Source organism: Streptomyces sp. NPDC032745, assembly GCF_055579465.1.
Window position 1 is genome coordinate 46,894 of sequence record NZ_JBVING010000006.1, and the last position, 12,067, is coordinate 58,960.

Here is a 12,067-nt window from a genome sequence, read left to right on the forward strand (position 1 = left end):
TCTCCCCGACACCCGGAAAGGCAGTAGCGCCATGAGCGTCAACGTCCGCATCCCCACCATCCTGCGCACCTACACCGGCGGCCAGGCCGAGGTCACCGCCGAGGGCGCGAAGCTCTCCGAGGTCATCGCCTCCCTGGAGGCGAACCACCCGGGCATCGCTGCGCGCGTCCTGGACGACCAGGGCAAGCTGCGCCGCTTCGTGAACGTGTACGTCAACGACGACGACGTGCGCTTCGAGGGCGGCCTGGACGCGGTGACGCCGGACGGCGCGGGCGTCTCGATCATTCCCGCCGTCGCCGGCGGCTGCTGACGCAAGAACCCCTGAATTACCCCCTCCGGTAAAAGCGGAGGGGGTAATTCTGCTTGGTTGGGCGCGGTAGGGTTGGGGAAGTCCCCTCCGCTGGACTTGCCCGCCGCATATGAGCGGGTCGCGTGAGGGTTGACATTGAGTCAATATGCAAGCGCGTTATGAGGCTTTGGCGAGATATGCCGGGTCCGAGTTGCCCGGCAATATGCCAAATTTTCACTCTATTTCAATGTATCCCCGTGTCCAGATTTCTCGTCGGATTGACCTGTTGCAGACAGCAGCGGTGCAGATACATTCAGCCCCGGTCGAGGCGTTCCGGCGCAAGTTCTGACCCGGGACCGCGAAGTGCGGTCCTGCGCAAGGGCCAGTAATAGGGGAGTTAGGCATGGCTCAGGGCACCGTCAAGTGGTTCAACGCGGAGAAGGGCTACGGCTTCATCGCGGTCGACGGTGGTGCGGATGTGTTCGTCCACTACAGCGCCATCCAGATGGACGGGTACCGCACCCTTGAAGAGGGTCAGCGGGTCGAGTTCGAGATCTCGCAGGGTCAGAAGGGTCCGCAGGCGGACATGGTCAAGCTCGCCGTCTAGCCCCGGCGCGATCGACCACCGACGCATGACGCACGAGGGTCCACATCCTTGAGGAGGGATGTGGGCCCTCGACGCATGTCCGGGCGCCGACGCGGGCGGCGGCCCGGCGTTCCCCCAAGCCGCTTGCACTCGAGGGGGTCGAGTGCTAATCATTGGCGTTAGCACTCTCGTGCCGAGAGTGCTACTACACAGGACCGGGTCGGTGAGGCCCGCAGGGTCCGGCGGGAAGGAACCGCCGGGCACGCAGGCCGTCCGTCGCGGGCGCGGGCGCGGTCCGGAGCAATCCAGCCCTCCCCCCGTACCGACGGTGCAGGGGGAACCCCAGTCCTGGAGGACCACTTCAGATGGCCAAGATCATTGCGTTCGACGAGGAGGCCCGGCGCGGTCTCGAGCGCGGGATGAACCAGCTCGCCGACGCCGTCAAGGTCACCCTTGGCCCCAAGGGTCGCAACGTCGTCCTTGAGAAGAAGTGGGGCGCCCCCACGATCACCAACGATGGTGTCTCCATCGCCAAGGAGATCGAGCTCGAGGACCCGTACGAGAAGATCGGCGCCGAGCTGGTCAAGGAAGTCGCCAAGAAGACGGACGACGTCGCCGGCGACGGTACGACCACCGCCACCGTTCTCGCCCAGGCGCTCGTCCGCGAGGGCCTGCGCAACGTGGCCGCCGGTGCCAACCCGATGGCCCTCAAGCGCGGCATCGAGAAGGCCGTCGAGGCCGTCTCCGCCGCCCTGCTCGACCAGGCGAAGGATGTCGAGACCAAGGAGCAGATCGCTTCCACGGCCTCCATCTCCGCCGCCGACACCCAGATCGGCGAGCTCATCGCCGAGGCCATGGACAAGGTCGGCAAGGAAGGCGTCATCACCGTCGAGGAGTCCCAGACCTTCGGTCTGGAGCTCGAGCTCACCGAGGGCATGCGCTTCGACAAGGGCTACATCTCGGCGTACTTCGCCACCGACATGGAGCGTATGGAGGCGTCCCTGGACGACCCGTACATCCTGATCGTCAACTCCAAGATCGGCAACGTGAAGGACCTCCTTCCGCTGCTCGAGAAGGTCATGCAGTCCGGCAAGCCGCTGCTGATCATCGCCGAGGACGTCGAGGGCGAGGCCCTGTCGACCCTGGTCGTCAACAAGATCCGCGGCACCTTCCGCTCCGTCGCCGTCAAGGCTCCGGGCTTCGGCGACCGCCGCAAGGCCATGCTCGGCGACATCGCCATCCTCACGGGCGGCACGGTCATCTCCGAGGAGGTCGGCCTCAAGCTCGAGAACGCGGGCCTCGACCTGCTCGGCCGCGCCCGCAAGGTCGTCATCTCCAAGGACGAGACCACGATCGTCGACGGCTCCGGTGACAGCGACCAGGTTCAGGGTCGCGTCAACCAGATCCGCGCCGAGATCGAGAACTCCGACTCGGACTACGACCGCGAGAAGCTCCAGGAGCGCCTCGCGAAGCTGGCCGGCGGCGTGGCCGTCATCAAGGCCGGCGCCGCGACCGAGGTGGAGCTCAAGGAGCGCAAGCACCGCATCGAGGACGCCGTTCGCAACGCGAAGGCGGCCGTCGAGGAGGGCATCGTCGCCGGTGGTGGCGTGGCCCTGCTCCAGGCCTCCGTGGTCTTCGAGAAGCTCGACCTGTCGGGTGACGAGGCGACCGGCGCCAACGCCGTGAAGCTCGCCCTGGAGGCCCCGCTCAAGCAGATCGCCGTCAACGGTGGTCTCGAGGGTGGCGTCGTCGTGGAGAAGGTCCGCAACCTGACCGTCGGCTGGGGCCTGAACGCCGCGACCGGCGAGTACGTGGACATGATCGCCGAGGGCATCATCGACCCGGCGAAGGTCACGCGCTCTGCCCTGCAGAACGCCGCGTCCATCGCCGCGCTGTTCCTGACGACCGAGGCCGTCATCGCCGACAAGCCCGAGAAGGCCGGCGCCCCGGCCGGCGGCGGCATGCCGGGCGGTGACATGGACTTCTGATCGGCCCCTGGCTGATCGGCTGTTCTTCGACCGAGGGCGGCACTCCCCACACGGGGGGTGCCGCCCTCGGGCGTTTCCCGGTCCTCTAGAAACCGGTGGTGTCGAGCGCGAACCCGAACGGCTCGGGGACCTGCAGGGGCTCCCCGAAGGACACCGTCGTACGGGAGCGGTATCCGTGCGGCGAGGGGTCCCAGAAGCAGGTGATCTCCGAGTCCTGCATGTCGACGACCAGGTGGACGGGCACGAGCCGGCCGTACACGTCGAGCTTCTCGTTCCAGTCCGCGTCCCTGGTGGAGACGGACGTGAACTCTCCGACCAGTGACAGGGCCGCTCCGTCCGCGTGCAGCCCCTCCTGCTCGAAGGCCGCCTCGTCCGCGACGTAGAGGTCTGGTCCGTAGCCGCGCTCCGCTGCCTCGAACCGGAAGAGGAAGGGCGAGGTGTCCGCGAATTGCCCCTCGGGGACGTGGGCCTGGAGCTGCTCGCGCAAAAGACGCATGCGACGGGAGTAGCGCAGCTTGGAGAACGGCGACACGATGATCTTCCCCCGGATGAGCTCGGCCTTATAGCCGTCTGGCGTGTCCATCTCCGCAACCGTGCGCAGGAGCGTCTCGAATGTCGGCGGTGCCGCCTGCTCTATCGGTGTGGCCCGTTCGATCATGATCGTCACCGTGATCCTCCGCGTGGCGTGCCGTGCACTGGGCGTGAGCCCCGTTCCAGGCTAGCGGCGCGTGGGTGGCCGCGCCCGGGTGCCGAGACGGATCACCACCCAACAGGGCGGTTTGGTTGACTGGGGGGATGAGCGAGCTGTTCGTGAAGATCTGCGGGTTGAAAACCGGGTCGGACGTCGACGTGGCCGTGGCCGCCGGGGCCGATGCCGTCGGGTTCGTCTTCGCGCCGGGGAGTCCGCGTACCGTCGACGCCGCCACGGCGCGGGCGCTGGCCGCCGAGGTGCCGGACTCGGTGCTGACCGTCGGGGTGTTCCGCGGGCAGCCGGTCGAGGAGGTCCGGCGGCTGACCGAGGAGAGCGGCGTACGGGGAGTCCAGCTGCACGGGGACGAGGGGCCCGAGTACTACGAGGCGCTGCGCGCCGAGGGGCGGACCCTGCTGCGGGCCACCGCCGAACACGTGAAGCGCTGCGGGGAGTACGGGGAGGACCTGCTGCTGCTCGACGCGCCCGACCCCGGCTCCGGCAAGCCGTGGAACTGGGGCTCGGCGGAGTTCACCGCCCCGGAGGGCCGCTGGCTGCTGGCCGGCGGGCTGACCCCGGGCAACGTCCGGGAGGCCGTGGAGACCACCGGCGCCTGGGGCGTGGACGTGTCCAGCGGGGTCGAGCGGGAGCGCGGCGTGAAGGACCCCGGCCTGATCCGCGCCTTCATCGGGGCCGCCCGCGGCTGACCCCGCCGCACCGCCGTCAGGACGCGCGCCAGACCGTCATGTCCGCGGTGATCCAGTCGGGCAGGCCGTTCAGCCGCACGACCGACTTGATCTGGATCACGAGCAGCGCGATGTCTCCAGAGGGGTGCCGGACACAGATCTCGGTACCGGGCGCCGATGCGGCGAGTGGGAGCGTGTGCTGCGTGGCGGCCTTCGTGAGGAGGCCGCACGTGTCGAGGCTGCCGGTGCCGGGGTCGGCGTACAGCTGTGTGATGACGCTCGTGTCGCTCGCCAGCGCACAGCTCTTCTTCTCGCACTCCAGGCGGATGTCCCCCGTGCGGTCCTCCCGCCTGACCGGGTCCTTGATGCCGATCGAGTTCTTCTCGTCCAGCCGGACCTGGGGGAAGGGGATGGGCGCGGGCGGCTTGGAGGCCTTGGGCGTACTCGATGCCGATCCGCCGGGCCCGGCGGCTCCGGTGGCCTTGCCGCCACTCGCCGGGCCGGGGGACGTGGCTGCGGCCGCGTTCCGTTCGCGCACCCGGTCCGCCGCGTCCATGACCGTCCAGGCCAGACCGGTCAGCAGGACGGCCGACACCGTCACCACCGCAGTGACGATCACAGCGGTACGCCGCCTGCGCCCGCGCCGCTCCTCCGGCGTGAGCGGCGTAGTCCTCGGCGGCTGCCAGGCCGTCTGGGACGGCCCCGGCGGCTGCGGGTCCAGGGCCCGTGTGTGGACCGACGTGGGGTGCGGGACCGGAGCAGGGACCACCGGCTCCGGCCCCGCCACCTCCCGCCAGACGGCCGGACCACCGCCCGCGTCTGCGTCTTTGCCCAGCCGCTGCCTGCACCACGCCACGATCTCCGCCGGGGTGGCGCGATCCTCCGGATCGGCTGCCAGACACCGGGCGATCAGCGGACGCAGCGACTCCGGCAGCCGGGACAGGTCGGGGTCGGAGTGCACGATCCGGAACAGCACGCTCACGGAGGGGCCGTCTCCGTACAACGGCTCGCCCAACGCGGCGAACGCCGCCGTCTGGCCCAGAGCGAAGACATCGGTGGCCGCCGTGGTCTCGCCTGCCAGCGCCTGCTCGGGGGCCATGAACTGGGGTGTGCCGATGGCGCTGCCCGTGGCGGTGGGCGAGGTGGTACCGGACGCCAGCGAGATGCCGAAATCGATGACCCGGGGCCCATCGGCGGCCAGCAGCACGTTCGACGGCTTCAGATCGCGGTGCACGATCCCCGCACGGTGGATGACCTCCAGGGCCTCGGCCACCCCGGCCACCAGCCACAGCACCGCGGGCACCGGCAGCGGTCCGCGCCGGGCCACGGCCTCCGACAGCGAGGGCCCCGGCACGTACACGGTGGCCAGCCAGGGCGGCGTTCCCTCCACGTCGGCGTCGATCAGTTCGGCGGTGTACGCACCCCTAACCCGCCGGGCCGCCTCCACCTCCCGGCGGAACCGCCGCCGGAACGCCGGGTCCTCGGCCAGTTCCGGCCGCACCACTTTGATCGCCACAGGGCGGCCGCCCTGGGTGTGCGACAGGTAGACCCGGCCCATGCCGCCCGCGCCGAGCCGGGCCGCGAGGCGGTAGCCGGCAACGGTCTGAGGATCGTCCTCCCGCAGGGGCTGGAACACCTCGGTCGCGCTGTTCATCGGTCTCCCCCCGACTCCCCCGATCAACCGATGAGTTGATCGACCTCACCCTAAGTCGCGGGCAGGGAGGCGCAACGGCCGGGAGCCCGTCAGCCCGTCAGCCCGCCGAGGCCGTCCCGTCCTCCGCGATGGTCTCGACGCCCGGCAGCGCGTGCAGGGCCGCGACCTGGCCGGGGCTGAGCGGGGCGGCGAAGCCGTGCAGGGCGGTGCGGTAGACGTGGACGGGGGTGGCGCCGACCAGCCGCGCCACGTCGGCCGGGTCGAGGTCCCTGCGTACGGTGACGATGTACGAGGGGTGGTCGACGGGGGCCGCGTACGGGACCGGTTCGCGCACGGCGGCCGTGGCCGCCGACGCGGGCAGGGCGGAGAAGGCGGCCAGTACGGCGACGGCTGCGGGCAGGGCCCGGCTCGGACGGGTGCGCATGGGCCGAGGCCATCACGTACAACGGCGCAGGTCAACGACGTCCGCGGCGGTAGCGGGGGCACTGGGGGCGCACCGGCCGTGCGCTCCCTGGTGTGGGGGCGGGCCATACGGGTGATCTTGTTGGAGGCTCGCGGGCCGTACGGGCCGGGACCTCGCTCGGCACGGGTTTGACGGCGTAAGGGGATAACCCCTTCTGCCGCTTGTCCGACAGGGCGGGCGGGCGCGGGCACCGGACGATCGGCCAAGCGGTGCACGGCGGTTCAGGATGCACCGGCGTGGCACCGATGGAAGGGAAGGCCGCCCCCGCACAGACATTCGTCCTGGTCGGGGCGGCTCATTCATGCCGACTTCCGTCCCGCCCCTTCAGGGAGTTCCTTCCATGCGCCTGCTCGCACGCCTGGCCGCCGCCGCCCTGCTCACCGTGCCCCCGATCGCGGCCGGTACGGCCGCCGCCGACACCCCGGAGCCGACCCCGGTGCCGCTGCACACCGCCGCGAACGCGGTGCCCGGCCAGTACATCGTGACCCTGGACAACGGGCAGGACGCGGCGAAGGTCGCGCAGCAGCTGGGTCTGAAGCCGACCTTCGTCTACACGAAGGCGATGACCGGATTCGCGGTCCCGCTGACCCCGCTCCAGTTGCAGATCGTGCGGGTGAGCCTCGGGGTGAAGTCGGTCGAGGAGGACGCCGCGGTCCAGTCCGTGCCGCAGCCGACCCGGACGCCGGGTAAGCGGGCGCCGTCCTCGACGTGGGGCCTGGACCGGATCGACCAGAAGGAGCTGCCGCTCGACAACACCTTCACCACCCAGGGCAACGGCGCCGGGGTGACCGCCTACATCCTCGACACCGGCATCGACTACGCCCACACCGAGTTCGGCGGGCGAGCCACCTTCGGCTACGACGCCGTCAACGACGGACGGCTCGGCGCGGACTGCCAGGGCCACGGCACACACGTCGCGGGCACGGTCGCCGGCAAGACGTACGGGGTCGCACGCAAGGCGAGCCTGGTCAGCGTCCGCGTCCTCGGCTGCGACGGCAAGGGCACCTGGTCGGGGATCATCGCGGGCATGGACTGGGTGGCGAAGAACGCCAAGCAGCCGGCCGTGCTGAACGCCTCCCTGGGCGGCGACAAGTCGACCGCCGTCGACAACGCGGCGACCGCGCTCTCCGACGCGGGCGTGCTGCCGGTCGTCGCGGCGGGCAACTCCGCGAAGGACGCCTGCTTCGTCTCGCCCGCGTCCGCCCCGCGCGTGGTGACGGTCGCGGCGAGCAACCAGTACGACGAGGAGACCGACTTCTCCAACTGGGGCAGCTGCGTCTCCCTCTACGCGCCCGGGCAGGCCATCGTCTCCGCGAAGCTGGGCGGCGGCAGCGTGGCCCTCGACGGCACGTCGATGGCCTCGCCGCACGTCGCCGGTGTCGCCGCCCTCTACAAGCAGGCGCACCCGACGGCGACGCCGGGGGAGATCGCCGAGTTCCTGGACGACGAGTCCACCAAGGACGTCCTGAACAGCATCAGCAAGAGCAGCCCCAACCGGCTGCTGTTCACCGGCGGTCTCTGACCGCCGGAGGGCTGACGAACCCGGCCCGCAGCCCGATCGCGGATAGGCTGCGGGCCAGGGGGGATCATGAACACGCCATCGCCGCTCGTGAAGCGGCTCGGGGACCACGTGCGGCTCGCAGCGGCCTGCGCGTTCAGCGCCGTCGCGGTGCTGTACGCCGTCCTGTGCCTGAGGTTGACCGCCGTGGACATGTCCGGCGTCGTGTGCAGCGACGGCGGCTGCCCGCGCGGGCTGGGCCCGCTGGTGCTGTGGGCGCTGGTCGCCGGGCTCGCCGCGGGCGGCCTGTGGTGGTCGGCCGTGAAGGGCCGCGGGTACCGCTCCGCCGTCGGCTGGCTCGTGGCCGTCACCGTCGGGCTCGTCGCGCTGTGGCCCGGCTGGCTCGGCTACTCCTGGCTGCGCGGCCCGCACATGGACCTCTTCTCGTACCAGGTCCCGGACGGCCCGGGCGCCGACAAGCCGCTCGGCTCCTGGGCGGGCCACCCGGACACGGGGTACGTGATCCGGGCCCGCGCGGACGGCGTGACCGGCTACAACGGCGAGGGCCGCCACGGCTGGAGCCTCCCCGCCCCGCCCGGCGGCGCGGTGTGCGCGATGAGCGGTGACACCCCCTCCGGGACCGGCCTGCTCACCTTGACCACCGCGGAGAGCACCTGCGGCAACCGCCTGGTGGCGGTGGACGTCACGTCCGGCAAGCAGCTCTGGACCAAGGACATTCCGAAACTCGTGGGCAAGCCGTCCGCGGGTGGCTCCCTGGCCGCGACCGCGACCGCGGACGCCGTACTCGCCCACGACCTGGCCACCGGTGCCGAGCTGTGGCGCGCCCCGCTGCCCGCGGGCGCCGTCGCCATGGAGGTCGCCGCCGGCCCCGACCGGGTCCTGCTCATGGCCCGGACCGACCAGGGTGTCGAGCTGTTCGCGCTCGGCGCCCGCACCGGTGCCGTCGCCTGGCGGTTCCCGATGCCGGTCGGGTACGAGTCCCCGCGCATCGTGTCGGCGTCCCCGGCGGCCGCCGTCGGCGACGGGCGCCTGCTGGCGTTCGACGACGCGGGCCGCCCGCGCGGCGAGTCGGAGGCGCCGTACGTCCCGACCTCGGGCGAGGCGGAGTGGCTGGTCGCAGGCGAGGTGCTGTACGCGTCGGTCCCGGAACGGGAGAAGCGGGAGGTCCTGGCGGCGTTCTCGCTGAAGGACGGCCGCCACCTGTGGACCCGCGCATTCGAGAACGAATGGCGGATCCGCGCCCTGTCCGCCGACGACCGGACCGGCCGGATCGCCGTCGTCACGGAGGGCGCGTACACCCACCTCTGGCACCTCGACCCGGGCACCGGGAAGCCGATCGGCGAGTCGACGGTCCTGCGGGGCCTCCGGCTGGGCGAGTCGTTCGCCCTCTACGGCCGGACGTTCGTCAACCTCGACGACGACGGCCGCCTCCCGCCGATCTTCGACGTGGCCCCGACGATCGGCTGGTGAGTCAGCTCGCGAAGTTCTTCAGGGGCTCGGTGTCGAGGGTGATGCCGACGGGGTCGGGGAGCTTGACGGTCGTGCCGTACGCGAAGGCGGGGTCGAGGCGGTACGTGCCGCCCTCGGGCTCGCTGTAGACGGTGAGGGTGTGCCGGTCCCGGTCGATCAGGAGGAAGACCGGGATGCCGGCTGCGGCGTATCCGTCCCGCTTCTCGTGACGGATACGGAGGTTGGTGTCGGAGTCGTGGGAGGTCACCTCCAGCACCATCAGAACCCCTGCGGGATCGGACCACTCGCCGTCACCGGCGAACGTTCCGACGGGCGCCAGAGCGCCGTCCACCCTGGCTCGGCCAGCCCGATCCCGCTCGACCTCCAGCCCCCGCCCCGGGAAGAGCGCCAGCTCGGGGCGCTGCTGCAGGCACTGTCGCAGCACCCACATGACGATGGTGCTGTGGTCGCCGTCGGGCACCGGCTTGACCGCCAGCCTTCCCGCGATGAATTCGAGCGTCACGGTTTCGGGTGCGCCGTGCTCAAGCGCTTCGAACTCGTCGAGGGTCAACTCCATGCGCGACTCCGTTCAGCAGAGGCTGGTGACGAACGCCGTCCAGGCCGGGCCGTTGAAGGTGAGGTGCGGGCCGTCCGGGACCTTGGAGTCCCGGACGGGGACGAGGTCGGGGTGGCCGTCGGCAACTTCGAGGCAGTCGCCGCCAGTGCCGTCGCTGTACGTGGACTTGCGCCAGGTGGCCATCTCCAGGCACTCGCCGCCGTCACCGCCGCTGTAGCTGGACTTGTGCCAGATGGCTGCGGACAGGTCGTACTCAGGCGTGCTGATCATGTTCGTAATCCTCCGCCGCGGACTCGATCACGGCCAGTGATTGAGTGGGTGACAGCGCGCTGGCCGTGAGGAGATCGTAGGTCAGTGAGTGGCGGGTCACAGTGGCGGGATCGTCCAGCAGCACGCCTATTGCGTTGCCTTGGACATAGGCGAGCGGGGGAGCGTCCTCGAAAGTCATCAGCTTCAGGGTGCCTCCCATCGAGGAGTGTGCTCCTGCGCTGAACGGCAGTACCTGCACGAAGATCCGGCGTTTGCGGATCAGGGTCGCGATGTGGCGCAGGGCCTCCGCCATCACCGTCCTGCCTCCAACGATCCTCCGGAGGACGGTTTCGTCAAGCACGCACCACAACAGGGGTGTTGTTGGGTCGGACAGCAGCTTGGCACGGTCCAGCCGGTTCGTGACCAGCTCGGCGATGACCTCCTCTGTGGCTGTCGGTTGGTACGCGACGAAGACTTCGCGTGCGTACGCCTCCGTCTGGAGCATTCCCGGCAGCGCCAGTGGGGCGTACTCGCGGATCGTCTTGGCTTCCGCTTCTGCCTCTGCTGCCTCGGCAAAGTGGTTCGGGTACTTCGACTTGGCCAGGGCCCCGCAGTTCCGGACGAAGAAGCCGTTCGTGCCGAGGATGTCGTCTATCTGCCGGGCGAATTCGATGTGCATCCGCCGCGTGCCGGCTTCGAGCTGGCCGATGAACGAGCCGCTGACGAAGAGGGGTTCGCCCAGTTCGGTCTGGCTGAGGCCCGCGCGTTCGCGGGCCACGCGCAGTTCGGCGCCGAGCAGGGCGCGGGGTGAGGAGGACGGGTCGAGGTTCTTACCTGCCATGGCAACTCTCCTGGCAACACGTGCCGTTGTTGCGGTGTCCGTATGGAAAGGCTAGCGAGCCCGCCGCCACGCTGTGTGTCGAAGCTGAACACTCAGAGTGGAAAGGTGACATGTCATGGTGCTCACTCCGCAGGAGCGGATGCGGGCGGCCGAGGAGGCCGTCCGGCAGCTGAAGGAGTCCCTGGCCGGGGTGGGGGTGCTGTTCCCCTCGCTGGACGTGGAGCGGGTCTCGGCCGCCGGTACGTACGGGCTGCCGCTGGTCGATCTCGGCCGCTGCAACCTCGACACCGCGCTCCGGCTGGCCGCCGTGCTCCACGAGCGGGCCAACCCGTGATCGGGGACGCGGCCGCCGAGTGGGGCTTCGAGCTCGGATGGAAGCTGCGGGGACTGGAGCAGGCCCTCCTCGGCGGCGGATGGAAACGCGGGGGCACGGGGCTTTCCGTGCGCGTGCGGTGCGAGGAGGGCGACGGGGTGTGGACGGCCGTCGGGGACGACGGGCGGCGGCGGGAGAGCCGTACCGCCGATACGGAGGCGGAGGCGACCGCGCTCGTCCGGGAGGCGTTCGGGGTGGAGGCGGGCCGGCCGAAGCCGCCTGCGCCGGGCGTGCAGCGGTTCACGCTGATCCACTGGCCGGTGGGGGATTGCGCGCGGTTCGAGGACGCCCGCTACGACGGGCTGAAGGCGCGGCCGCCGCAGGGCTGCGCGGTCGAGGAGATCGGCGGGCACTTCGGGCTGCGCTGCGAGCGGCCGGGCGCGCGGCTGCTGGACGCGGTGGCCGAGCTGTGCGGGGAGGTCCGGACCGGACACGGGCTGCTCATGACCGACCTCGGGATCGAGAAGCTGTGGGAGTGGTCGGCGGACGGCACGGACGGCTGGGGCGCGGAGATCGTGGGCCAGCTGCTGCTCATGGCCGCCGAACGGGCCCCGAAGCTCGGCTACTCATTCGAGGATCTCGTTCGCTTCCTGTGTGCGGCGGCAGGGGCGGAGTCCGTCGGGAAACCTGCTTGAGCGCCGCCGACGAGGCCCGAGCTGTAGGATGGCATATAAGTTGACCAGATCTATATGCCTGGAGAAGCTC

The 12,067-nt window shown here is 70.6% G+C and carries 14 protein-coding genes; 8 read left to right on the forward strand and 6 right to left on the reverse strand.

What is annotated here, in order from left to right; all coding sequences use genetic code 11:
- Window positions 1-31 precede the first annotated feature (31 nt).
- The 3 genes from ACZ5WG_RS17230 (at window position 32) to groL (ending at window position 2,863) form a co-directional block, all read left to right on the forward strand.
- Window positions 32-310 (forward strand): MoaD/ThiS family protein, encoded by a 279-nt coding sequence (locus tag ACZ5WG_RS17230; protein ID WP_468724005.1) that lies wholly within the window; start codon window positions 32-34, stop codon window positions 308-310.
- Between the two features lie 382 nt (window positions 311-692).
- Entirely contained in the window at window positions 693-896 is a 204-nt protein-coding gene (locus tag ACZ5WG_RS17235; protein ID WP_005315736.1) for a cold-shock protein, read from the forward strand.
- 344 nt (window positions 897-1,240) lie between these two features.
- Window positions 1,241-2,863: a chaperonin GroEL gene (groL, locus tag ACZ5WG_RS17240; RefSeq protein WP_468724007.1), complete on the forward strand. Its 1,623-nt coding sequence runs from the start codon at window positions 1,241-1,243 to the stop codon at window positions 2,861-2,863.
- Window positions 2,864-2,948: 85 nt separating this feature from the next.
- Here groL and ACZ5WG_RS17245 read toward each other — a convergent pair whose 3' ends face one another.
- Window positions 2,949-3,446 (reverse strand): Uma2 family endonuclease, encoded by a 498-nt coding sequence (locus tag ACZ5WG_RS17245; RefSeq protein WP_468724008.1) that lies wholly within the window; start codon window positions 3,444-3,446, stop codon window positions 2,949-2,951.
- Between the two features lie 212 nt (window positions 3,447-3,658).
- On the opposite strand from ACZ5WG_RS17245, the gene ACZ5WG_RS17250 reads away from it, so the two are divergent.
- On the forward strand, window positions 3,659-4,258 hold the full coding sequence (locus ACZ5WG_RS17250; RefSeq protein WP_468724009.1) for a phosphoribosylanthranilate isomerase: 600 nt from the start codon (window positions 3,659-3,661) through the stop codon (window positions 4,256-4,258).
- 16 nt (window positions 4,259-4,274) lie between these two features.
- Here the strand turns inward: ACZ5WG_RS17250 and ACZ5WG_RS17255 are convergent, their stop codons facing one another.
- The gene (locus ACZ5WG_RS17255) at window positions 4,275-5,891 is read right to left on the reverse strand and encodes a serine/threonine-protein kinase (protein ID WP_468724011.1); all 1,617 of its coding nucleotides are present in this window, start codon (window positions 5,889-5,891) and stop codon (window positions 4,275-4,277) included.
- Window positions 5,892-5,988: 97 nt separating this feature from the next.
- On the reverse strand, window positions 5,989-6,315 hold the full coding sequence (locus tag ACZ5WG_RS17260) for a protease inhibitor I9 family protein (RefSeq protein ID WP_468724013.1): 327 nt from the start codon (window positions 6,313-6,315) through the stop codon (window positions 5,989-5,991).
- A 379-nt stretch (window positions 6,316-6,694) separates the two neighbouring features.
- On the opposite strand from ACZ5WG_RS17260, the gene ACZ5WG_RS17265 reads away from it, so the two are divergent.
- Window positions 6,695-7,876, forward strand: a complete 1,182-nt coding sequence (locus tag ACZ5WG_RS17265; protein ID WP_468724015.1) for a S8 family peptidase — start codon at window positions 6,695-6,697, stop codon at window positions 7,874-7,876.
- A 66-nt stretch (window positions 7,877-7,942) separates the two neighbouring features.
- A complete protein-coding gene (locus tag ACZ5WG_RS17270; protein WP_468724016.1) occupies window positions 7,943-9,343 on the forward strand; it encodes an outer membrane protein assembly factor BamB family protein in 1,401 nt (466 codons plus the stop codon).
- Window position 9,344: 1 nt separating this feature from the next.
- Here the strand turns inward: ACZ5WG_RS17270 and ACZ5WG_RS17275 are convergent, their stop codons facing one another.
- The 3 genes from ACZ5WG_RS17275 to ACZ5WG_RS17285 are packed head-to-tail and all read right to left on the reverse strand — an operon-like array spanning window position 9,345 to window position 10,989.
- Complete coding sequence (locus ACZ5WG_RS17275; protein WP_468724018.1) at window positions 9,345-9,899, reverse strand: Uma2 family endonuclease; 555 nt, start codon at window positions 9,897-9,899, stop codon at window positions 9,345-9,347.
- Window positions 9,900-9,911: 12 nt separating this feature from the next.
- The gene (locus tag ACZ5WG_RS17280; RefSeq protein WP_468724019.1) at window positions 9,912-10,169 is read right to left on the reverse strand and encodes a DUF397 domain-containing protein; all 258 of its coding nucleotides are present in this window, start codon (window positions 10,167-10,169) and stop codon (window positions 9,912-9,914) included.
- Window positions 10,153-10,989: a helix-turn-helix domain-containing protein gene (locus tag ACZ5WG_RS17285; protein ID WP_468724021.1), complete on the reverse strand. Its 837-nt coding sequence runs from the start codon at window positions 10,987-10,989 to the stop codon at window positions 10,153-10,155. Before ACZ5WG_RS17285 ends, ACZ5WG_RS17280 begins: the two co-directional genes overlap by 17 nt.
- Before the next feature lie 115 nt (window positions 10,990-11,104).
- On the opposite strand from ACZ5WG_RS17285, the gene ACZ5WG_RS17290 reads away from it, so the two are divergent.
- Together ACZ5WG_RS17290 and ACZ5WG_RS17295 are read left to right on the forward strand one after the other, a co-directional pair.
- Window positions 11,105-11,323, forward strand: coding sequence for a hypothetical protein (locus tag ACZ5WG_RS17290; protein WP_053786548.1), 219 nt, complete (start codon window positions 11,105-11,107; stop codon window positions 11,321-11,323).
- Window positions 11,320-11,997 (forward strand): hypothetical protein, encoded by a 678-nt coding sequence (locus ACZ5WG_RS17295; RefSeq protein WP_468724023.1) that lies wholly within the window; start codon window positions 11,320-11,322, stop codon window positions 11,995-11,997. The genes ACZ5WG_RS17290 and ACZ5WG_RS17295 overlap by 4 nt, the downstream gene beginning before the upstream one ends.
- Window positions 11,998-12,067 lie beyond the last annotated feature (70 nt).